Origin of the sequence: Trichocoleus sp. Lan (assembly GCF_039961855.1) — a bacterium.
Lineage (GTDB): Bacteria > Cyanobacteriota > Cyanobacteriia > Cyanobacteriales > FACHB-T130 > FACHB-T130.
Map to the genome: position 1 here is coordinate 28,862 of NZ_JAMPKA010000003.1, position 24,237 is coordinate 53,098.

The following is a 24,237-nucleotide window of genomic DNA, read 5'->3' on the forward strand; positions in this document are numbered from 1 at the left end:
GAGAGAGCAATTATGAAACCCTTAGTGAGAAAAGTTAGCTTAGTGATGGCAGCCTTGCCTCTAGCAGGAGTCATCAGCTTAGAAAAAGCATTGGCACAACCCATCATTCCGGCTGCTGATGGCACTGGTACCCTTGTCAACGTCAATGGCGATCGCTTCGACATCACTGGCGGTAAGCTATCAAGCCAAGGTGAGAATCTCTTCCACAGCTTTAACCAATTTGATCTCCATCAAGGTGAGATTGCCAACTTCCTCTCCACCCCCAGCATTCAGAATATTCTCGGTCGAGTTGTGGGTGGAGATGTCTCCGTCATTAATGGCTTAATTCAAGTCACTGGCGGCAATTCAAACTTATTTTTGATGAATCCAGCCGGAATTGTATTTGGCAACAACGCTAGTCTAAATGTGCCTGCATCTTTCACTGCCACCACCGCCAACAGTATCGGCTTTGGCAATAATTGGTTTAATGCGATTGGTAACAATAATTATGCCGCTTTAGAAGGAAATCCCAGCACTTTTGCTTTCACGCCTCCTCAACCTGGTGCCATCGTTAACGCTGGAAACTTAGCAGTAGGACAGGGGAAAAATCTCACCTTACTCGGTGGCACTATCGTTAATACCGGGCAACTTTTGGCACCCGAAGGAAATATTACCGTGGCAGCGGTTTCCGGCGGAAAATCTGTGCGGATTAGTCAACCTGGAAACCTACTCAGTTTGGAGGTCGCAACTCAGAATTTTAATCCCCAATCCCCAATCCCTAATCCTCAATCCGTACCGCAGCTGCTGACTGGTGGAAAAGTTGGGAATGCCACTAAACTCACCGTTGATAGCAAAGGTCAAGTGGTACTGACGGGATCTGGCGTTGCAATCCCCACCGATACAGGAACTGCGATTGTAGCTGGCAACCTTAACGCATCCGGTCAGACTGGCGGTAAAGTGCAGGTTCTGGGTGACAAAGTAGGGCTGGTGGGTGCCAACATCAACGCTTCCGGCAGTCTTGGCGGCGGAACGGTGCTAATTGGCGGCGATTATCAAGGGAAGGGCACAGTACCAAATGCCTCTAGAACATATATCAATCCAGATTCTTCGATCGATGTCGATAGCAAGAACAACGGTAATGGGGGTCGTGCGATCGTTTGGTCTGACAAGGCAACTGAATTTTACGGCAATATCAGCGCTCGTGGCGGCAAAAATTCCGGCGACGGCGGATTTGTGGAAGTTTCAGGCAAGGAAAGCTTAACTTTCAAAGGTAAGGTGGATACGCTTGCGCCACAAGGTAAGGCGGGAACCTTACTACTTGATCCACTCAATATCACGGTAACAGATCAAAGTGCGGGTCCGGGAGCGCAAGACGTTGAATTAGCCGATGGCACAATTCTTGAGGGTGATGCTCCTGCAAATTTCATCATTTCGGAAACCGAACTGGAAAATGCCTCCGCCTCTGGCAATGTGATTTTGCAAGCGACTAACAACATCACTATCAACGATCTTACAAGTGACGGAACTCTGAACTTCGGCGGCGGGCCTGCTACGTCAATCACTTTTACGGCAGACGCTGATGGTGATAAGGTTGGTTCTTTTGTGATGCAAAATACGGCGAACACCATCCGAACCAATGGAAGAGATATAACAATTTCCGGAGCAAGTATCACTGTTGGAAATATTAAGATCGATCCTCCTCCTGGTTTTGGTCCGTTCGGGAAGATTCAACTCACCAGTAGCAACGGCGCGATCGCTACCGGCAATCTAGACACCTCTAACTTATACGCGAACAGTGGAAGTATCATCCTGGATGCCACTAATGGAAACATTCTTACAGGTGATATTACTTCCTCTAATAATAATAATGATGGTGGTCTGGTGAGTTTAACTACTAACACCGGCACAATTACAGTTAATGGCGATATCAATTCCTCCTCCACCTCTTATTTTCAATCTACAGGCGGCGCAGTCACTTTAGAAGCTGGCAGTAACATCACTACAGGCACAATTAATTCTTTTGCAGAAGCTGACATATTTTTCCTTGGAGATAATCCAGGAGCTACAGGGGGTGACGTCAAGATAACATCTGGAGGCAATCTTAAAACAGATGCCATTAATTCCTCTGCTGTTGTTAGCCAAACAAGTGGTGGTGCCACTTTATTCGATGCGATAGGCGGCTCAGTTACCTTAGATGCCCAAGGTAGTATTCAAACCGGCGATATTGATTCCTCTGCTACTGACCCCATCGTTGCTACAGGGGGTGCGGTCAACTTCACAGCTAAGGACGATATAATCACCGGCAACATTAATTCCTCTGCTACTGTTAATCCCCCCCCTCCCGATCCAGATTTTCCCGATCTGGTTACTAATGCATTAGGTGGGTTAGTTAGCTTAACAACAGATGACAATATTACCTTTAATACGATAAATACCCAAGCTAAAGAACAAGTAGATGGAATCGATGGCTCACTCAGCGGTGGTAATGTCACAATATCTTCCCTAGGAGTTGTTAAGGGACTGAATATAATTGGCGGCACTTCAGCAACCATCCTCACCAGTGGAGTGACCCAAGGAGGCTCTGTTATCATCCAACATGATGGGGGGCAAGATAACTTTCAATTTATCGTCGGCGATGCGACTAACAACGGTACGGCGGGAGCGATTGATACGGGTGGAAGTAGTGGGAATGGGGAGCTGATTTCTTCTGCACAAACCATTCCATCTATCGATACTCTGATTCCCAATAACAATACCTTTGAGGTGGGCAATCCTAGTGTTGATGGTATTCAGATAACCTTTATTAACCAAGCACCGACTTTGACCGCAAATACTCTGCTAACGGATACTCAACAAAATCAGTCGATTACATTCACTGTTGCGAGTTTAAATCCATCTATAACCGATGCAAATAGCGATTTTACCTCAATACGCATTGATGCCATTAATGGGGGAACGCTGACCAAACAAGATGGTACCGTCATCGTACCGGGAACCATTTTGTCGTTGAGCGATGTTTTAGTTTACACACCGCCTACGGGTGCGACTGGTTTGCTCAATGCCTTTACAATTAGTGCGAGCGATCGCGTTTCCTTCTCCGCCCCGCAACAGCTCACCATCAATGTAGCTGAGCCAATTCCAACTCCAATCCCCACACCAATTCCAGCGCCAATCCCCACACCAATTCCCACGCCAATCCCCACACCAATTCCCACGCCAATCCCCACACCAATTCCCACGCCAACACCTTCCCCAACGCCACTTTCTAGCGAATTATCACCACCGCAGGAGACGCCGCTGACACGAATACCGGCAACGAGAACCCTTGCCTCAGTCGAAATCGATCCAGTTGTTGCTCAAATCGACCAAGAGTTTACAAGGCAATTCCAGCAATATTTGGGACTCGCGCCCGATCTTCCCCTAAAAACCTTGGATGAGGCGCGTGAAATTCTTAACGAAATTGAGAAAGCAACTGGAGTGAAACCGGCACTCATTTATGTTGCTTTTGTGCCTGCAACAGTTACACCAGGAACAGCAGCAGATAAAAGTCAACTCCCTTATCCCGCGCCACAATTAGATATTCTTTGGCAATTCAACTCTCAGGGATTAGCCCTAAATCAGCTAGCTCAACTTCCAGCTCAATCGTCAAACAATCCCCTACCGCAGGATAACGACCAACTCGAACTCGTCATTGTGACAGCTAAAAAGCCACCAATTCGCAGGAGAGTCACAGGGGTAACACGCCGTCAAGTTCTCAAAGTCGCCCAGGAATTTCGCTCAGAAATCACTAAGCCGCTTAAAACAAACCGTTACCTCAATTCTTCCCAACAACTCTATAAGTGGTTGATAGCACCCGTAAAAGCTGATTTAGAAGCTAGCAAGATCGATAATTTGGTTTTCCTCATGGATACAGGGTTGCGGAGTCTTCCGGTTGCTGCCCTCCATGACGGTCAACAATTCCTAGTGGAAAAATACAGCGTCGGACTCATGCCGAGTCTCAGCCTAACCGATACTCGTTACCGGGATATTAAAAAAACCCAAGTCCTGGCAATGGGAGCAGCCAAATTTACTAACCAAAACCCCTTACCCGCCGTGCCCGTGGAATTGTCCATTATCGCCTCTTCCCTATGGTCGGGTAAATCTTTCCTCAACGATGCCTTCACTCTGAAAAATCTTAAGGCGCAGCGTCAGCAAGAACCTTTCGGAATTGTTCACCTAGGCACGCATGGGGAATTTAAGTCAGGGAACCCGAGCAATTCCTATATTCAGCTGTGGGACACCAAGCTGAGATTGGATCAGCTGCGGGAGTTAGGTTGGAATGACCCTCCTGTAGAATTGCTGGTGCTAAGTGCCTGTCGCACAGCCTTGGGAGATGAACAGGCAGAATTAGGCTTTGCCGGGTTATCAGTGCAGGCAGGCGTCAAGTCAGCCCTAGCGAGTCTCTGGTACGTCAGCGATGAAGGGACTTTGGGGTTGATGACAGAGTTCTACGAACAATTGAAAAAAGCGCCCATCAAGGCGGAGGCGGTGCGTCAGGCACAGGTGGCAATGCTCAACGGCAAAGTGCGCTTAGAGGGAGGTCAACTCCGCACCCTCAATGGCAGCTTTCCCTTGCCACCCTCAATGGCTGGACTGGGAAATAGAAGTCTTGAGCATCCTTTCTACTGGGCAGCTTTCACGTTGATTGGCAACCCTTGGTAAGAGAAGGGAGGAGAGATGACTGAGGGCTGAGAGGTGAGGACTGAGGACTGAGAGGTGAAGAAAAAAGGGCTGAGGAAAAAAGAGGTCATACCAATTCTTTTTAAAGATGCGCTTAATAAATAGATAGTGTCTTGCGTGTCAAGAGCGATCGCAAACGAGCAAAGGCAAACGCTGAAAACAGGCTGGCAAGCACTAACTAGTCCGATGCGCTCGTCAACAGCTTGCCATCAAGATGCCTCCCACAAAGTCCTCACTCCACTTCACCCGATCGCTCGCCTGCCACTGAAGCTCTATTATTCTATTATTAAGCGCATCTTTACAGAGAATTGGTACGAGATACATCGGCACGGGAATGGCAATCAAAAATCTGCTACCGAACATGAGAACCACAATATGTTCAAGCCATCTGAGAAACGCTATAGATATAGAGACATATCACTTTTTCACGTTCTTTTTCTAACCAAACCGTATTACCCCTCACCAGCTTTTACTTCAAGTAATATAAAATTATTCCTTTGATATTAAAATGTTCGTTAAGTTCCAAGGTTATCAGTTAATCTTGACGTTTATAACCATCAAAACTAACAAGAGTTAAATCTTTATTTACAAATACAATTGAAAATTTCAATACACCTACTAAAATTACCAAATCGAAATAACTGATAATATAGGTGCTGGCAATATTGGATAATTAGCTTAAAAATTAAGTTATACCTTTTAAGGGAATTCTACTTAATGACCATATTGCATTTAAATTTGATATTTATGATAAGAATGAATCAAGCATTATAGTTCTAAAGATATGGAGAATACCTGTTACTTTTGCAAGCTCCGTTTGCACCTTCTCTCAAAAAAATCTCAGAAAATGGGCGGTTACTTCACGAATCAGAAACAATCCTGTAACAATGAATTCCTGGTGTTTTCTCAGATATTTAACGATTTTACACCGATAGGGGCTTGCATAAAAGCATCTGATATATTATTTTATTCGTTCAGTCTAAGCCCTGAGCTAAGTATCTCTAGCTTCTGATTCAGTTCCTAAAATTTGGATAGAAGATAAACTTTCATTAAAGGTTATTGCTCCACTCCTTAAGTTAAACTGTACGTCATGGTTTCGGAGCAGATCGCCTAGATAATGGTGCTTAGGGAAAGAAGCAGCAGCGTGTTTTAGGAAAAGGTCTGCAAATGTAGTTTTATTGCTCGCGGCTTACTCCCTTACTCTCTCCATCCTGCCACAGGTATACATTTCAGACCTCAGGAGGATGCTTTGTAGTGACCGATTCGACGATTCTGGCGTACAGAGAGGAGTTAGGCGATACATACAGAGTAACTACTTAAGTAGATGAGTACAAAGAAACCAGAAAGATAATCACTCGTTTTTTTGACAAACGGGTGTTTCAGAGTGTGGTCTTTTTTGCAGATTTTGACCACTCAACATACCTTAATTTATAATTTGCGCGGGATTTGCTTTGAGGAAGAAAATATCATGTTTGAGAGTACGGGAATACTCATGGGAATGTACAAAACCCTATTTTGGCTCGCTCAAGTTACACCAGTCGATCCAACGGTGAATACTCCAGAAGAAGCGGCACTTGTCTTTTCAGGGCCTCAATTTTTTGTAGCGCTGATTTCTGGGATAGTGTTAGCTTTTGCGTTGCAATTATTGTTAACCAACCTCTCAGTCGCCGCCGGGATCTCTTACTTGGGGCATCAATCAGATTCAGATTCCGATCGGGATGAATCTGGAAGTTTGGGAGGGACAATTCGCAAAATAGGGACAGCAGTCGGAATTTGGACGCTGGTGACAGTCACCATTGCGTTAGCGATCGCGTGTTTCCTGGCAGTGAAACTGAGCCTGATTAGCAGTGGCGGCTTGGGTGCTATTATCGGTCTGGTAATTTGGGCAACCTACTTCTGCCTGCTATTCTGGGTAAGTTCGACGACAGTGGGATCGTTAGTGGGTTCAGTTGTCAATACTGCAACCAGCGGCTTCCAAGCAATTGTCGGCACAGCAACCGCAGCAATCGGCGCACAAGCTGTGAATAATCAAGTTGTGTCAACCGCAGAGGCAGCAGCAGCAGCCGTGCGGAGAGAACTGGGATCGGGAATCGATCCTGCCAGCATCCGCGAGACGCTGGAGGATTATTTAGGCTCCTTGCGTCCCCCTGAACTCGATATACAAAAGATTCGGGGTGAATTTGAAAGATTGCTCAATGACCCGCAACTAAAAGCGATCGCTAACACCGATAATCTTCGCAACATCGACCGCCAAACATTTGTAAATTTGGTAAGCGATCGCACAGACCTCTCGAAACGAGACCTTAACCGCATCGTAGACCAACTCGAAGGCGTATGGCGGCAAGCCGTGGGATCGCGAGAACAACAAACCGATCGGATGGGCGAACTGCTCAACTATCTCAAGTCTGCACAACCGGGTCAAGTTAAGTCAGATGATATCAACGCCAAACTCGACCAGCTGATTGCAGAGACGCGCGACTCTAAAAAAGCCGATCAAAAAGCAGCCGACGACGCAGCTCCTGGTCCAATTCAGCTAAGCGTTCAACAGGGTTTAACGACCCTGATGGGATTAGCAATGGGACGCACGGATCTCTCAGATTTAGATGTGCAAACCATCTTAAGTTCCCTCTCGAAAGCTAAAGACAAAGTAACCGAGCAAACCGACAAACTAGCGACTCAAGCAGGAGTTAAACCAGAACTCCCCTACAGCACCATTCGAGCAGATGTAGACAACTACCTGCTCAACACGTACTCCTGGCAGATTACCCGACCAGGACTTAACCGGGAATTCAAAGAAGTCATCTACGACCCCCAAGGAGATCCGGGGACAATTCGCCGGGAATTGGAGCAACTAGACAAGTCATATTTTGCCAACCTGTTGCAACAACGGGGCGTCTTTACCCAAGACAAAATCAACGACATTTCCGATCAATTGGAAGGCATCCGGCAAGAAGTTTTGGTGACAGTGCGGGCAGCTGAAGAAGAAGAAAGGACGCAAGACCTGCGCCGCCGAGTTGAAGATTATATCCGAACAGCACCCAAGACAGAACTGAGCGCAGAAGGCGTTAACGACAATTTCAAAAAGGTGCTAGAAGACGCAGATGCCGACCATGACACCCTTGAGCGTCGTCTTGCTTTGTACGATCGCTATGCCTTGATGCAATTGCTGCGGGGACGCGAAGACATCGGCGAGACAGAAGCTGACGCGATCGCTACGAATTTAGAACAATCACGCGATCGGGTGCTGATCGAATCCCAAGCCCTCCGAGACCGAATTCAATCGGAAACCGAGGCAGTGTGGGTCAATTTAGAGTCCTATCTGCGAAATACTGGCAAAGACGAACTGAATCCTGAAGGCATCCAGCGAGATATCAAAACTCTCCTGAACGACCCGCAGGCAGGAATGTGGGCTCTTCGGTCGAGAGCTTCTCGCTTTGACCGCGATACCTTAGTTCAGCTACTGAGTCAGCGACAAGACTTGAGCGAGGACCAGGTAAATCAAATCATCGATCAGGTGCAACATTCTTGGAGCAGCGTTGTCCAAGCACCGCAAATGGTCGTAGATAAAGCCAAAGAGCAGGTAGACAAAACCAGCACGGCTCTAGCAGATTACCTGCGGAACACTGGTAAAGACGAACTGAATCCCGAAGGCATCCAGCGGGATTTGACCAGGCTGCTCTCCGATCCCAGAGAAGGTGCGACGGCACTGCGGCAACGGCTATCTCAAGTAGACCGCGATACCCTGGTGAAGCTACTGAGTCAACGGCAAGACCTAAGCGAAGAGCAAGTAAATCAGGTCATCGATCAGGTGCAGGGTACGATCAAAAACATCGTCAGAGCGCCTCGTCGCCTTGCCACCCGGACGCAGGCACAAATCCAAGATTTCCAAAGCACGCTACAAGACTACCTGCGGAATACTGGCAAAGACGAACTCAACCCAGAAGCAATTAAGCGCGATTTGCAGTTGTTGCTGCACGATCCGCGCACCGGAGTTGAGAGTCTCACCGATCGCCTATCTCACATCGACCGCGACACGATGATCTCTCTGCTGTCGCAACGGCAGGATATCTCTGAGGAAGAAGCTGCCCGAATTGTGGATCAAGTCCTCTCGGTACGCGATCAATTCGTGGAGCAAATTCGCAGCATTCAACGGCGAATTCAACAGACGATTGACGGGATTTTTGCTCAAATTCGCAACTACCTCAACTCGCTGGATCGCCCAGAACTCAACTATGACAGCATCAAGAAAGATGTTCGCAAGTTGTTTGACGATCCGCAAGCTGGGTTTGATGCCTTGCGCGATCGCCTCTCCCATTTCGATCGCAATACTCTGGTTGCCATCATGTCTTCCCGCGAGGACATCTCCGAGGAAGATGCTAACCGGCTCGTCGATCAAATTGAAGGCGCACGCAACAGCGTCCTGCAACGGGTGGATCGCCTCCAACAGGAAGCGCAACGCCGCTTAGACGAAGTGAAGTATCAAGCGCAGCGGCAGGCAGAAGAAACTCGCAAAGCTGCTGCCTCTGCCGCTTGGTGGCTGTTTGGTACGGCAACTGTGTCTGGAATCGTTTCCGCGATCGCTGGCGCTTTAGCCGTTTCCGGTCGTTAAAGTTACCGATTTTCTCCGCTAATCCATAAACGTAGGGGCAGGATTGTTTTCCTGCCCCTACTGCTTTTTTATAAGCCCAACATCCGGTTAACTTGCTCGGAAGTTAAGGGTTTAGGCGAAATTTTGGGATCGTAGTCTAGCTGTCGCAAGCGATCGCGTAGAGCTTTAAAACTCGTCGTCTCCAGCAATACCAAATTCTGATATACAGATTCTTTTGGCATTTCCACTCTTAAAATCACATCTTGTAGCTTCTCTTGTTCTATCGCGTGTAAAATTTGCTTGCAAAATAATTCACGCTTCGACACCTGAGTTAATGTCACTAAATACCAATTTCTTTGGACAGGAACATTCGGTGAATCATCTTGAGGTATGTTCTGCACGGTATAGATTTAGGGATATTGGGTGACGGCAAATTGATGGAGGGAACGCTAGGGACATGGCATGGCAGTGCCCCCACTAAGAAGAATAAACTGGCTTCCACCATCCATAAAAATGGTTTCAATTAGCTTTAGGCAATTAATAACTCATTAAAACTTTTGAAAGTCATTATTAACAAGTCAGCAACTAATTCAGCCTCCAGAAAATCTTTCATAGCTTCATTCCCCACAATAGTGTAGCAGGAGTCTGGGAAAGCTTCATTTTCTTCAATCTCTTGGAATAAATGAAAATAATTTTTCGTTAGCAAGATCGCGATTTTGCTTTAGATTCCAAGCTCTAGCACTGCTAAATGATTTCCAAAGAAGAGATCCCCGACTTCCAGAGAAGGCGGGGATCTGAAGGGCTAACGTCTCACAGCTCGAATAGGATATTTCTACACAAGCAGATTGATTCAGCGCATTGGAATTACAACCGTCGCAGTAATTCTGGCAACAGCTTACCCGGAACCTTAGAAAGGGCGAGATTTTGACCTTGTAAGCCACGTTCGCGGAAAAACGCCCGGATTGTCTGCACAACATAAGACAAAGTGGATTCGTAGGCATCGGGTTGAGCGCTAAAACCCCGCAACGCTTGTAAATGGTTGTGTAGCGCTGCCTCTAAATGCTCTAACAGGGAACCCTGAGCCAAAGCGAACTGCTTATCCGTCGCCATCTGGTAGTGAGCCAGCCCCAAATTATTGTAGGTGGCAGAGGCATCAAACGTAACCGGCACTGGGGGCGTGTTTTGGCTCAGCCGGTGGACAAGCGCGATCGCAGTTTCATAGGCTGTAATACACGAGTGCAAATATTCCTGTCGTGCCTCCACCTTCGTTTCTATCTGGCTTGCCAAATGCCAGTAAGCCGTACCCAAATTATTCTGCGTCGCCGCGCAAGCTGCCGGGACTACATCCGGCGTCCGATATTTTAGTCCATTCAAGTAAGCGTCGATAGCAAGTTTTAAATAGGTTGCGGGTTGTTCGTACTGGGCGAGATTCCAGTAGGCGGTGCCAATGTTGTTTTGCAGCATTGCCCAGCTAAGCGACTCTTGCTCCGGATTGTAATACAACAGCGCTTCTGTATAAGATGCGATCGCTTGTTGCAAGTTTGTCACCGGCTGCTGCTGCTGCGCTAAATGCCAGTAAGCTGTACCTAAATTATTATGCGTCGCCGCATATTTGAGCGGCTCCATCTGGGAAGGACGATAGCGCAAAGCTTCCTGATAAGCGCCAATCGAGTATTGCAAGTTCTCGGCAGCATCTCGATAACGAGCCACTTCTCCGTATGCCGCCCCCAAATTATTTTGAATCATGGCATAGGTGTGGGGCGCTTCATCGGGATTGAAGGTGGTTAAAGCGGTTTGATACGCTTGAATCCCTTGCTCCAGATAGACAAGCATCTCCTCGACTTTGCTTGGATAGCGAGCTAGCATCCAGTAGAGATTGCCCAAGTCATTAAGGGTATCCGGTACCAGCGGCGAATCTGCCTCTAGCCAACTCAATGCCTGTTCGTAAGCTTGGATGGCAACGATCAGGTTTTCTTGCGAGGTATTCGATTGTTCGAGTTCAATTAGATCGCGGTAATGATTCCCCAGCCTCAGATAAGCTTCAGCAAGTGCCTCTGGCGGACAGGATTGCTGCTGTAATTGAGCAATTTCCTGCAACGATTGCACCTGAGGCAAATTCTCAATCGCCTGATGAGGGGCTTCAGAATGGGAAGGATGAATGGATGCTGATTCATCGCTCTTTTCTTCTGATTCCTGTAGGGGAGAAGTATCAGTTGGCGAACTTGTCGCCGGATGCTGAGATTCGTCTCCCGGAGGCGTCGCTTCTACCTCTTCCTTACCAGAATCATTGCCTGAAACTGGATTTTCCGAACGGGTTTCGCTATATTTCGCGAAGTCGCGGTTCAGAATGTGCCACAGATTTTCTTGAGGTACAGCCGTCTCTTGCTCAGCAGCTTGTTCGCGGGGCGCTGAGAATTGTAGAGACGGATACCACGTCTCTTCTGATACAGGCGTGGGTTCCCCTTCAAACTCAAATAAGCCGGTGTGACACCGCCAAAACTCAGGTGCCGACTGCTGAATCGCCCGGAACCAAGGGCGAGGCATCCACAGCAACAAGCTAGATTCTAAGCGCGGCAAACTGCGCTCAATACCCCTGAGAGAGCGCAGAAATAATCCCTGTACCGTTGCTGGCTGCTTGGTTAATAGTTCCACCCCCAAAATTTGAAATCCGGGTGGGTTGTTGTCAGGGGGCGGGTGTTTGGCTAACCAGCGATTGATCTGAGCGATGGGATGCGGCTGGCTCAAGTTTAAGTTCAGGCTAACCAGTCGGGGGTAGCCTTGGAAGGAGCCAGGATTCGGCAGGAAAGACGAATGAGTGCGATTGGACTTGTTTCTTCTTCCGTCTTCCGAAATCGCCAATTCTGCGTGTAATCGGGCAGCCAGACGATTTCTCAGGGTGAGGTCGTCGCATACCGCCACAAAAATTTGGCGACGCAAACTAAGACTCAGCGCCTGTTTCAATCGCTGATAGATGATCCGGTTTCCATCGGAAATTTTTCGGTGAGCGGTATCCGTCACCGTCATGCTGGCAGGGTAGTGTCCGTTGGCTTGTGGCACCGACGTTTAGGAAGGATAAATAAGGGACTGAGGGCTGTTTGGGGGGTTTGGAACCCGCCCATTCGGACTGGGTACTAGAAAACCAATTCAGTTAGTAGGAGAACCGAATTCAACTATGTCATTTTGTCGGTGTCATTTTGTCGGTTGGGGGGCGTGGAGGGGTGAGATACGAAACCCAACACGGCAAATTGACTGCTGAATCAGTACCGATAAAAATTCTTGCCTGTCATCTTGAATCCGACTTCTGCCTTTTTTGAGAAGTGGATACCCATTTCTTCCCATTCCAGTTGCCTGGGTCAGGATTAAACGCAGCTTTTATCTATCCGCCAAAAGGATGATTTTAGATTTCATCTTTTTGAGCGATCGCAATTTCGCATAGCCGTAGCTCTGCTGCCAATCACTGTATCGCTCGTTACATCCTCTACCCTATAGTTCCTTTTCATCAGAAGATGTAGGAATTGCCGACGATGGAAAAGGCTAACTTAGATCGCGATTGAGAGGCTTTTCAGAAAATATTTAAAAAGCGTCAAATTTGCCAGAGAAAGCAGAAGAAAGATTTAAATAGAAACAGACAGGTATTGGCGATAATTCAGGCTTTTCGATCGAGATTTTCCATGAATTTTAGCTATATTATTTATTATAGTGACAATTGCTCTATTATTCTGCCGCTACGAATAAACTTGAAGTTTCGTAAAGCGGTTTCAAGTGACTTGAGAGACTAGCTTCGGGAAAGGGCACCTAGAAAAGCAAATAGCGTCACGATTCTCAGGGCAAGCGTCATTATCGAAATCGATAATTCGGTAATCTGGTGCATCCCGCCGATTGGGTGCTAATTTGCACTGAAAGGAATTCCCTAAAAAAATAGCGATGTGCCATCATTGGGAGCCATTGAATACCGCGTCCCTAGAGCCATTGTTAAGATAATTTATTCCTGGGAAGTCCTTTAGAATTAAAGGAAGCACAAGAAGACAGTTGATGGCGAGATTTGGCTGAATTCTGTTTGCAATTTTTTAATGGAACTATTTGACCGTACCGTGCCCACTACCATACCAGAGCTAGACCTCAAGACCTTATTTCCCTTTGAACTGGATCGGTTTCAGCAGGAAGCGATCGCTGCGTTAAATGCCGATTGCTCGGTCGTTGTGTGTGCCCCTACCGGGTCGGGAAAAACGCTGATTGGGGAATACGCCATTTACCGCGCCCTGAGTCGCGGCAAGCGGGTATTTTACACTACACCCCTGAAAGCGCTATCAAACCAGAAATTACGGGACTTCCGCGATCGCTTTGGGGCTGACCGGATAGGGTTATTGACCGGCGATACGTCCATCAACCGGGATGCTCCAGTCTTAGTGATGACCACGGAAATTTTCCGGAATATGCTCTATGGCACCCGCATCGGCGAAGTCGGCACCTCCCTCACGGGTGTAGAAGCCGTGGTGCTAGATGAATGCCACTACATGAACGACCGACAGCGGGGCACGGTTTGGGAAGAATCCATTATTTATTGTCCCCACGAAATTCAGCTGGTCGCGCTTTCGGCAACGGTCGCCAACAGCGATCAACTCACCGACTGGTTAAATCGGGTTCATGGCCCCACCAAGCTGATTTACTCCGATTTTCGTCCCGTTCCTTTGCAGTTTCATTTCTGCAATCCCAAAGGACTGTTTCCCCTCCTCGATGACTCGCAAAAAAAAATAAATCCGCGACTCAAGCCCAAGCGCCCACAAACCAAAGAAAAAGGCAAAAAGCAAGACAGCCCAAGTTTAGTTTATGTCCTGAGCCATTTGTGGAAACGGGATATGCTGCCAGCGATTTACTTTATCTTCAGCCGCCGGGGTTGTGACAAGGCGGTGGATGAATTGCGGGAAGTGACGCTGGTAAACGAACAAGAAGCAAAAATTTTAAAACAGAAAGTTGAAGCATTTTTAGCCCACAATCCAGAAGCAGCCCGTAGCGGCGGGGTTGAACCGTTGCTGCGCGGGATTTCCTCTCACCACGCCGGAATTTTACCAGCATGGAAAGGTCTGGTCGAAGAATTGTTCCAGGAGGGCTTGGTAAAAGTCGTATTTGCCACCGAAACCCTGGCTGCGGGGATTAATATGCCTGCGCGAACAACCGTAGTTTCTAGCCTTTCCAAACGCACCGACCGGGGACACCGACTGCTGACGCCCAGCGAATTTATGCAAATGTCGGGTCGTGCCGGACGTCGGGGGATGGACACCACGGGTCATGTAGTGACCTTGCAGACGCCTTTTGAAGGCTCAAAGGAAGCGGCTTATTTGGCAACCAACGGGCCTGACCCATTGGTGAGCCAGTTTACCCCCAGCTACGGCATGGTTTTGAACTTGCTGCAAACTCATAGTCTGGAAGAAGCGAGAGAATTAGTAGAACGCAGCTTCGGGCAGTATTTGGCAACCGTGCATCTCGAACCCACTCGGAAAGCGATCGCTGACTTATCCGAGGAACTGGCAAAAATCGAAGCGGATCTGGCATCAGTAGACGATAAGAGCCTGCAACAGTATGAAAAGCTTCAGGAACGTCTTAGAGAAGAACGCCGATTACTGAAAATTTTACAAACTCAAGCCGAAGCCGAGCGATCGCGGGAAATTGCGATGGCGATCGCTTCTGTAGAACCCGGTACGTTGTTGAGTTTAAAAGGGAAACACATTCCGGTGTCTTCTCCTGTACCCGCTGTCTTAGTCACCAAAACACGCGGTTCCGGTCAATCGCCCTATCTAATTTGCTTAGGTGCAGATAACCGCTGGTATGTAGTCACTGCTGCCGATGTCGTCGCTTGCAGCCAATTACCCCGCGTGTCCAATGTTAAATCCGTACAGCCCCCGCCGGAAATGCCGATAAAACCCGGTCATTGCAAAAAGGGCACCGAATCCACAGAGGTCATTGCCCGTCAAATTGGCTGGGCTTGTCGGAACGACGCTTGCGGTCGTCCAGAGGCGGATCTAGAAGAAGATACTGCCCCAGAAGTGGTCGCGCAACAGCAGCAAGTAGCCGCAGTGGAAGCGCAACTGCAAAATCACCCTGCCCATCAATGGGGCAATCCCGCCGCCCTCCTCAAGCGCCAGCAGCGCCGAGAGGGATTACTAGACCAAATTTCCCAGCTTCAGAGCTTGTTCCAAGACAGCCTGGCACGCCACTGGGAAGAATTTATGGACTTGATTGAAATTTTGCAACGCATGGGCGGGCTAGAGGGCGTGATGCCGACACCCCTAGGAGAAGCCGCTGCTGCGATTCGGGGTGACAACGAGCTGTGGATGGCTTTAGCCCTGATGTCGGGTAAACTCGACGAATTAGATCCCCACCACTTAGCCGCTGCTTGTGCCTCCTTTGTGACCGAAACGATGCGACCGGATAGCTGGACGCACTACGATGCACCGGCTGAGATGGACGAATCTTTGGGAGGTTTGCGGGGCTTGCGGCGCAACCTCTTCCAGCTACAGCGGCGGTATCGCGTAGCGCTACCAGTCTGGATGGAGTATGACTTAACCGGTTTGGTGGAACAGTGGGCGTTAGGGGTTCAATGGGATCAACTCTGCTCCAACACCAGCTTAGATGAAGGGGATGTCGTCCGAGTATTGCGACGGACGGTGGATTTCTTATCTCAAATTCCTCATGTGCCTCACATTTCAGATTCGTTACAGCGCAATGCCTATCGGGCAATTCATCTAATTGACCGCTTTCCAGTTAACGAGGTCGTTGCTTAGGACCAGTGGTTCGCTGTCAAAAAGTCATTGTGATTTGTCCTTAGCCATTCGTCATTAGTTTGTTGCGACTAACTGAGGTCGTTGCTTAGAATGAGCGATTAGCCCTTGGCTGTTAAAAGAAGTCATTGGTAATTCGTCATGAGTCGTTAGTTTGTGGCTAATGACTGATAACTGATGGCTAAGGATGAAAAGCTAATCGCTAACAGCTATTTCAGGAGCAGCTTGTGTTGAGGAGTGGTTTTGGTTTGAAGCGGGAACGCCAGGGAAAGGAAAAATCTCAGGCTTGGAATTGGGTATTTTTAGTTGTAAATTTTTCCTGTTTATTTTTTAATTCTTTTCCTGCCGGTGCCGCACCGGGTGTACTGGGAGTCGTGAAAACCCAGGACAATGCTAACCAATGGGAGGGGATTACAACCCGCCTAGGACTAAGTGGTGTTGCCTACTGTGTGGTGGATTTACAACAAGTCCGGCAGGCGGCAGATTTAGCAGGGACGCAGGTTTTATTTTTACCGAATGTTGAAACCCTAAGTGCCGTACAGGTACAAGCAATCCAAGAATGGATGGGTAAAGGCGGGCGAGCGATCGCTACTGGGCCTTTAGGCACGCTTTCCCAAGCGAATGTGCGATCGCAATTGCGATCGCTCTTTGGCGCTTACTGGGGATTCGGTTTACAAAGCCCCTCCACCTTGGCACCCGCACCCGCTAAAAATCAGGGTTGGGTGCAACAGAACGGACTTGCCGGAACCGCCCAGGGGGGTGTAATCATTCCCGCTGGATTGACCAGTCAAACCGCTGCTGTCTGGAAGTCGGTTGAGAATCCACCGGCGGTCGTAACCACCGATCGCTCGGTCTTTCTGGGCTGGCGTTGGGGCGTCGATACTGCCTCTAGCCCAAACCTGGATAGTGCATGGTTGCGGGCATCCCTGAACCGCTACGGGGGAGTGAGAACAGCCAAAAATGCACCAACCAATGCGCCCCAGCAGTGTTCCTCCCCAGCCGGAACCACTGCGGCTGCCACACCACGCCCGCCAAACGGGCAGCCAAATTCAACGAATTCCGTTTCTCCAGGGACTGCGGCAGATCGGACGCCTGCCGCTTCCCGCACCCAGTCGGGAACCCCTATCCTTTTCCCTCCTGCCCCAGCAACCCAAGCCGCAGACGTCAACGCCGATGGTTTAGTGGCTCCACCTGGACTCGAAGTAAAACCAAGCTCCCAGCTCATCACAAGCGGACAAGCAACCGCGATGCGCCAGGAGTTGGAAGCGCTCATCGGACGCTTTGAGAGTGCAATGTTAACTGCCAACGCCACGAACAAGGTGGGAACGGCAAACGGAAATAATTCCTCAACCCAAACCAAGCTCATCGCTCAAACTTCTTCACGCTCTAATCAGGAATCAGCACTCAAAACTGCCCGGACAGGGTTGCAAAAATTTCTTCAGCTAGTTGACCAAAAAGACTACAGCGCTGCCCGACAGCAATGGCTCCAGGCGCGACGAACTCTCTGGGACAACTATCCCACCGACCGACCCCAAGGACAGTCAGAAATTCGGGCGATGTGGTTAGATCGGGGTACCATTGTCAGCGCTGGTTCGGAGCAAAAATTAGCAAAAATTTTCGACCGACTAGCAGCGTCAGGGTTTAACACGGTCTTTTTTGAAACAGTCAATGCGGGATATCCCATTTATCCCAGTCGCGTCGCTCAGATTCAGAATCCCTTGGTACGCGGCTGGGACCCCCTAGCTAGCGCAGTCAAACTCGCTCATGAGCGCGGCATGGAGTTGCACGCCTGGGTGTGGATTTTCGCCGTCGGCAACCAGCGTCATAACACCTTAGTCAAGCTTCCGAAAGAGTATCCCGGCCCGGTACTCGATCTGCATCCCACCTGGGCAGGCTACGATAACCGGGGGCGTTTATTCCACTTGGGTTCGGGAAAAACGTTTCTCGATCCGGCGAATCCGGAGGTACGGCGCTACTTAATACAGATGTTGGGGGAAATTGCCACAAACTATCAAGTGGATGGCATTCAGTTCGATTACATTCGCTATCCTTTTCAAGATCCCCGTGCGGGTTATGCTTTTGGCTACGGTACAGCGGCTCGTCAGCAATTTCAGCAGTTACACGGGGTCGATCCGGCAAAGATTTCGCCGAAAGACCGCAATTTATGGCAAAAGTGGACGCAATTTCGCACCAATGCCATTAACAGTTTTGTAGCAGATGCATCGAAAAGCCTACGCGCCTTAAAACCGAACCTGATTGTGTCAGCGGCAGTGTTTCCTTTTCCTGAAACTGAGCGCTTGCAAAAACTACAACAACATTGGGAAGTCTGGGCGCAGCGCGGAGATGTAGATTTGCTGGTGCCGATGACTTACGCTTTAGATACTAACAAACTCCAGAGTTTGGCACAGCCTTTACTTACTCAGGCTCTACTGGGTTCAACTCTCGTTTTGCCCTCGATTCGTTTACTGAATCTGCCAGATGTTGTGGCAATCGATCAAATACAAGCGCTGCGGAATTTTCCTGCCAGCGGTTACGCTCTATTTGCCGCCGAAAATCTCAACGAAAATCTGCAAGGAATCTTCCGCCGCACTCAGGGGAGGGAAATAAAATCATCCACAGAACCGTTGCCTTATCGCCAACCTTTCCTAGCCGCTGCGACTCGTTACGCGGCACTCCAAAAAGAATGGGATTTTCTTTTAGAAACTAACCAGTTTGGGATTAAGGAACCAGCACTCTCGGAGTGGCGCAAACAATCAGAGGCTCTCTCAAATACGCTGAATCAGCTGGCTGCGAATCCTTCTGCGAATAACCTGGCAAAGGCGAAAATTTCACTCCAAGCTTTTAAATTTCAGTTCAATCAATGGATGAAACGGGAAGGTATAGAGCAGCCCTACCAAATTCAAGTTTGGGATAACCGTTTGGCAACTTTGGAAAGGCTACTGCGCTATGGCGAGCGAGGAATTAAGAATTAAAGATTCAAAAATAGGTGTAAAAAGCGATATATTGCCTATTTCTGAACTGATTTCCCATCCCAAGAAACGCTCAACCGTCTGTCATCGAGTGACTTGGAATGTTCCAAAAATCACTGTCATAATTAGTGCAACAGCAACAAAGAAGACCGCTATCAATATCAGCCAGTATTGGAGTGTATAAAGTTTTCTAAGTTCCCCAAGGGCACCAATCAAATTTTCCATATCGCTTCCCTGAGTATCGACAATAAGCTGGAAAGAAGAGGCTGCTTTACTTGTCCATAAACCAATGAAGATTTGAACAACGCCAGTGATAAGGCCGCCAATTTCACCTTTTGCGATACTGACAATCCCATCTATAACCAGAAGCACCCCTAAAGCGGTCAGAAAGTAGCTAACAAAGCGCATTTTCTGAGCAAGATCCCGAATCAGCTGGTTCTGCGTCTGGTCAAATTCGTACACTCGACTGTCCATTTTACGCTTTCTCCCGCACGAGCTCACTCAGATTTTACGATATTGCTGCCAGATTGAAATCACTTTGAATGCAAAAAACTAAGAGCGATCGCTTTTTACCGTAACCAATACTACGTGGGTACGTGTCAATCAACGTAGGCTTTTGATAGTTCGTGGTTCATAGCAATGAACCATCCAACTTCTCCGCCCGAAAAATTTTGTAGATAGTTAAAATCCAAGTCTATGATTGCACAATGGGTCTAGGGAGCCGAAACCAAAATCGGGAACCTCGTTCACTACGGGGTGAATAACCAATACTGCCACCCCAGCGTTCAACCGTAATCCGACAAAAATAAAGTCCTAAACCGGCTTTGCCAGCTTTCTCTGTACCTTGAGAAAATTTTTGAAACAAATTTTTTGAAAGCTCCGGCGGTACACCAAAACCCTCATCGTCCACACTCACCAAAATAAATTCTCCATCTTCTTTGAGATTAACTGTCACAGTAGAACCAGATGGACTATGTCTAAGAGCATTTTCTACTAAGTTAAAAAGAACTCTCTCCAAACGCGAGTTTTCCCCAACTACCTTCCAATCTTCCGAGCTATTGATGTCAGCAGCCAATTGCAACTGCATTTTATGGAATGTAAAAGTTGGTAATAAAGCATCCACCACTTCCACTGCACAAATCATTGCATCTGGAGCGTGAGCAGGATCGAGTGAAAAAGCCTCTAGTGATTTTACCTCGGCAGAAAATGCCTTCAATATTTCCTGAATCAACATCTCTTGCTTGGTACATTGCTTCCTCCCGATTTCTAGGCGTTCTCTGCCTTTTGGTGTCAAATTGTCTAAAGCAAGAAGTGCAAAGCAGCAGTTAAGTCCCGTTAGTTGTCCTGCTATGTCGTGTACAAAGCAGTGAAGTAAAATTTCTTTTTTTTGTATTTCTTTAATAAGATGTTGATAAGTTAGATTATTTTGTCTAGCTTTCTGGATCAGAGACTGTTTTTCTTCATAAGCAAATCCCAAACACTCAATCAAGAGTATTTTCTTATCTTCCAGACAAACGGCTGATGCCTCTAGATGGCATTCGTTTCCCAATATATTAATTTCAGTCCACAGCCCGGATTTTAGGGGTTCTGTACCCTTTTCTTCCCAGAAATGTTCAGCATCGATGAGAAAGTTATCCAGAAAAGGGAATTGCTGACCCAAATTTAATCTATCCGGTTCCTGCGTAGTATTTACATGGAAATTATTAAACCAATCCGGCATCGTCCCAACTATTGTAAAAAATCCATTATCCAGGCGTTCTAAAATTACAATATTCAGGGCGGCAAAAAGCTCGTTTGTAATAGATTCTTTCATTATTTTACCAGGCAAGAATAAGTTCGTATAGGTTCAACAATTCCTTTCAATAGAAGGAAATTTTCTAAAAAATATTTTTTCATCTCATCAAGCTCTTGAAATGTATTTTCGTCGATGAGAATCTCGCTGGGACGTGCCTGACTTTCCAAGCAAGCTGCTAAATTAACATAGTAGCCAATAGCAGTGAACATTCTGCTACCTTTGCTACCCAAAATACCGAAAGTAACGGGTCCCGAAGCGATACCAATAGCGATTTCGAGAGTTAAACCAAGCTCGCCTTTCCTCGCTTCACCTATCTCTGCAATGGCCTCAATTATGTCTCGTGCAGCTTTTATTGCCTGATTTTTAGGACATCCCGTTGAGGCAATAACCCCGAAGAAAGCCGTTATTACATCTCCAGTTATTTTATTGACTATCCCAGCTTCATCAATAAGTATCTGTATCATAATAGGGATACATAAATTTAATGTTTTAAAAACTACTTCGGGAGGGTTATTTTCACTGTAGGAAGTGAGTCCACAAATATGGATGGAAAGAATAGTAACATCCCGCCGTTCTCCTCTCTCTTGAAGAGTCAGCAACGTTTGTGGTAATTGGGTAATATCCTTCCCAAAATATTGATTTAATATTTTACAGTGTTCCTCTCGCAAAAGGTTCAATTCGTTTCCTTGTTGTTGCATCAGACGGTGCTGGCTTTCTTCCAAGGTTGCATCTAATAGCAATACCCAGTCTCTCTCTTCTCCAGGTACAAGATGGACATCTGCGGAAAGCCCATATTCCGTTTTCATGCAAGGGATACAGATAGGAGAACCGTTTAGGGGAAAAAGACCTTCTAGAAAAAAGACTTGTTTCCCGATATATTCCCCTTTTTGCAAATCATTCACTCCATAGGCTTCCAGCTTCCCGCCCCAATCGGACAAACGACCATCTTTTTCTACCAGGAGATAGGCTGGGGAACGATTTTCAACAGCCAAAGTGTGAATATAATTCAGAATTGGCGAAGGGAGGTCAAGCATCTATACCTCTATCATTTTCTTCGCAAGCGTTAGAAAAGCTTCTTCTACACCTAAACCTGTTTTTGCGCTGCTTTTAACGACTAGCCAACCTCTTTCTACTATTTCGTCCATTGCTGTATCATCAATATCCCATTCCTCCGTCAAATCCCATTTGTTGAGTACCAAAATGAAGGGAAGGGTGCCAATCGTATCTTCTACTCTTTTTTGAAGTGTAAAAGCTTTATCTAAGGTAGTACGGCGGGTTCCATCAGCTACCAGGAAATAGCCTGACGAACCCCGCAGGTAGGACATCCGAACTTTTTGAAATTCGTCTTCTCCATAAAGATCCCAAAGAATGAGATTTAATTCTTTCCCTCCAATATTGAGTGATTTTTTATCAATTTTTACTCCAACAGTTGTTTGATAAGTATCAGAGTAAATACTTTTAACAAAACGTGAGACTAAACTCGTTTTTCCGGTGGCGAATGCACCCACCATACACATTTTTTTCTGGATCATTACTGAGTTATTTCTCTCCCGGAGGTATCAGTTATTTTTACCTTGAAAGAGACGCTGCGATTCAATGATCGATCCTGTTGGGTCGTTTCTTTATCCAAAATTTCTTTTGTGCCTACACCCACCGCAGAAAGATTGGTTTTCTTTATTCCTTGCGAAACTAGAGTAGAAAGGATAGCATCGGCACGCCCTTGGCTTAGGATCATATTTCTCTGCTCTGAGCCTATTTTGTTAGCGTGTCCTAAAATTTCAATTTGGACATTTTTACCTAAATAAGGTGCGGCATTTGTAAGTTTTTTAACTTCTTTTATAAGGTTTTCTATCATGATTTCCTGGTCAGGTTCAAGTTGTGTACTTCCCTCTGTAAAAAAGAGTAACTGCTTTTCGATCTTGTTTTCACTAAGCTCAAGTTCTTTAAGTTCCATCTCAATAAGATTTTTTTCGTCAAATTTATTAATTCCGGGAATTGCTCGCACCAGTTTTCTGGTTTCAATAATCCATTGATAAGGAGCAGAACCTTCAGCACGAAGAGTGCCCTTTTCATCAACGATTAAAGATACAGTTGCCGGAGGTTGAAGCAAGTCTTTCGCTCTAATTTCAGTAAATTTTGGATAAAAAGATAAGTAAGGCTCCCAGCGGCTAATAACTATTTTGGGATTAATATTTGATTCTTTCATGATCTTGATTGGATCTGCCGCCAAAGGATCTCGAAGTCCGGAAATAAAATATTTTCCCCGACGTTTCTCGGAAGTAACTACGGTCATTCCTGGCTGAGCATTTAATTTTTCCAAATACGCTGTCCATCGCTGTTTCTCTGTGAAGTCAAAAAAGAACCAGCTACCCAAAGCTATTAATATAGAGCTTAATAAAATCCATAGAACAGGAGAAGGTTTTGTCTTTTTGGGTTGATACTGGGCCTGAAAGCAATCTTCAAGATAAAGCGTGCTGCCTTCAAAGGGAGCAGTATCTCCCTCAAACGAATTAAATTTTTGGTCGTATTTGAGGTGAATTTTTTCTATTACTTCTTGGAAAACTAACTTAAATTCTTTGGGTGCATTTCCCCGGATAATCCCTGCTAATATTGCCTGCGGACCAGGTTCAATCCAGATAGTGAGTTCGCCAAACTGCAACGTTTCTAGGGAATCGCCGGTTTGTACGCTAAAAGAGTCTTGGACAAAATCCCGGATCGCTGTTAACATCGCTGAAACTAAGTCTGCATCCTGAGCGGCTACGTTTGGCGCTACTACGTGCTGAAGTAACAATCCAGTTTTTTTATGAATCAAAAAAACTTGTTCAACTCGATAGAGAAGAGTGCGGAGAAGAACAACTTCGGCAAATGATTTTCCTGTCTGTAAAGCTTCCAATCTCCACTTAAAGCCTTGTGGAGACAAGCTGTGTTCAACAGTTTGATTGAGGGACTGGACTGTAGTTTCCAGAGCTGTAGCGATCGCTTTGCGCGTGGCAGGGCCGATTACGGGGAAAATCGCCTCTGACAGGATATTCAGGTCTTTTGTGACCGATAAATGAATCGCTTCTTCAACCGTTGGCACGATTGCTTCGCTTAGCTGCTTATCTCGCATTGTCCGTAGGATAATCGCCTCTGGAAGCAGTTGGCTGATATCCTCTGCATGAATATTGGGATTATTTAGTCGCTCATGCAGTTTATCAAGTTCGCTTTGCTCAAAACCAAGAAGCAAACTCCGAAGTTCTGAGAGATCCTCGTTCGTTGAAAGATTATTTTCTGGAGTATTGCTAGATAAATCATGGGTAGAAGAGTCAGCCATTGCTCAAATCCCCCTATTCACAACTAAATTATTATGCCGACATCAGATGAGGGAGCTAGAGCGATTTAGTAGTCTATGGACGGATAATTTTGGATTCC

The 24,237-nt window shown here is 46.9% G+C and carries 14 protein-coding genes; 5 read left to right on the forward strand and 9 right to left on the reverse strand.

From position 1 onward, the window contains the following. Positions 1–12: 12 nt before the first annotated feature. Complete coding sequence (locus tag NDA03_RS03205; protein WP_348237275.1) at positions 13–4,680, forward strand: CHAT domain-containing protein; 4,668 nt, start codon at positions 13–15, stop codon at positions 4,678–4,680. Positions 4,681–4,893: 213 nt separating this feature from the next. On the opposite strand, the gene NDA03_RS03210 is transcribed toward NDA03_RS03205, so the two are convergent. After that, entirely contained in the window at positions 4,894–5,061 is a 168-nt protein-coding gene (locus NDA03_RS03210; protein ID WP_348237276.1) for a hypothetical protein, read from the reverse strand. 1,105 nt (positions 5,062–6,166) lie between these two features. Between NDA03_RS03210 and NDA03_RS03215 the strand changes: the two genes are divergently transcribed. Then, positions 6,167–9,307, forward strand: a complete 3,141-nt coding sequence (locus NDA03_RS03215; protein ID WP_190411316.1) for an MFS transporter — start codon at positions 6,167–6,169, stop codon at positions 9,305–9,307. Between the two features lie 68 nt (positions 9,308–9,375). Here the strand turns inward: NDA03_RS03215 and NDA03_RS03220 are convergent, their stop codons facing one another. Next, positions 9,376–9,627, reverse strand: coding sequence for a chromosome segregation ATPase (locus tag NDA03_RS03220; RefSeq protein WP_348237277.1), 252 nt, complete (start codon positions 9,625–9,627; stop codon positions 9,376–9,378). A gap of 42 nt (positions 9,628–9,669) precedes the next feature. On the opposite strand from NDA03_RS03220, the gene NDA03_RS03225 reads away from it, so the two are divergent. After that, positions 9,670–9,813: a hypothetical protein gene (locus tag NDA03_RS03225; RefSeq protein WP_348237278.1), complete on the forward strand. Its 144-nt coding sequence runs from the start codon at positions 9,670–9,672 to the stop codon at positions 9,811–9,813. A 2-nt stretch (positions 9,814–9,815) separates the two neighbouring features. Here NDA03_RS03225 and NDA03_RS03230 read toward each other — a convergent pair whose 3' ends face one another. Together NDA03_RS03230 and NDA03_RS03235 are read right to left on the reverse strand one after the other, a co-directional pair. Beyond that, entirely contained in the window at positions 9,816–9,992 is a 177-nt protein-coding gene (locus NDA03_RS03230) for a hypothetical protein (protein WP_348237279.1), read from the reverse strand. Positions 9,993–10,150: 158 nt separating this feature from the next. Next, positions 10,151–12,310, reverse strand: coding sequence for a tetratricopeptide repeat protein (locus NDA03_RS03235; RefSeq protein ID WP_348237395.1), 2,160 nt, complete (start codon positions 12,308–12,310; stop codon positions 10,151–10,153). Between the two features lie 1,046 nt (positions 12,311–13,356). On the opposite strand from NDA03_RS03235, the gene NDA03_RS03240 reads away from it, so the two are divergent. Next, on the forward strand, positions 13,357–16,065 hold the full coding sequence (locus NDA03_RS03240) for an RNA helicase (RefSeq protein WP_348237280.1): 2,709 nt from the start codon (positions 13,357–13,359) through the stop codon (positions 16,063–16,065). 224 nt (positions 16,066–16,289) lie between these two features. Continuing rightward, on the forward strand, positions 16,290–19,034 hold the full coding sequence (locus NDA03_RS03245; RefSeq protein WP_348237281.1) for a family 10 glycosylhydrolase: 2,745 nt from the start codon (positions 16,290–16,292) through the stop codon (positions 19,032–19,034). Between the two features lie 81 nt (positions 19,035–19,115). Here the strand turns inward: NDA03_RS03245 and NDA03_RS03250 are convergent, their stop codons facing one another. From NDA03_RS03250 to NDA03_RS03270, 5 genes are all read right to left on the reverse strand, one after another. Beyond that, positions 19,116–19,505 (reverse strand): hypothetical protein, encoded by a 390-nt coding sequence (locus tag NDA03_RS03250; protein WP_348237282.1) that lies wholly within the window; start codon positions 19,503–19,505, stop codon positions 19,116–19,118. Positions 19,506–19,725: 220 nt separating this feature from the next. Continuing rightward, a complete protein-coding gene (locus tag NDA03_RS03255; RefSeq protein ID WP_348237283.1) occupies positions 19,726–20,844 on the reverse strand; it encodes a HAMP domain-containing sensor histidine kinase in 1,119 nt (372 codons plus the stop codon). After that, positions 20,844–21,860, reverse strand: coding sequence for an adenylate/guanylate cyclase domain-containing protein (locus NDA03_RS03260; RefSeq protein WP_348237285.1), 1,017 nt, complete (start codon positions 21,858–21,860; stop codon positions 20,844–20,846). Before NDA03_RS03260 ends, NDA03_RS03255 begins: the two co-directional genes overlap by 1 nt. After that, positions 21,861–22,358 (reverse strand): Rab family GTPase, encoded by a 498-nt coding sequence (locus tag NDA03_RS03265; protein WP_348237286.1) that lies wholly within the window; start codon positions 22,356–22,358, stop codon positions 21,861–21,863. It lies immediately after the preceding gene. After that, the gene (locus tag NDA03_RS03270) at positions 22,358–24,139 is read right to left on the reverse strand and encodes an OmpA family protein (RefSeq protein ID WP_190667014.1); all 1,782 of its coding nucleotides are present in this window, start codon (positions 24,137–24,139) and stop codon (positions 22,358–22,360) included. The genes NDA03_RS03265 and NDA03_RS03270 overlap by 1 nt, the downstream gene beginning before the upstream one ends. Positions 24,140–24,237: the final 98 nt, after the last annotated feature.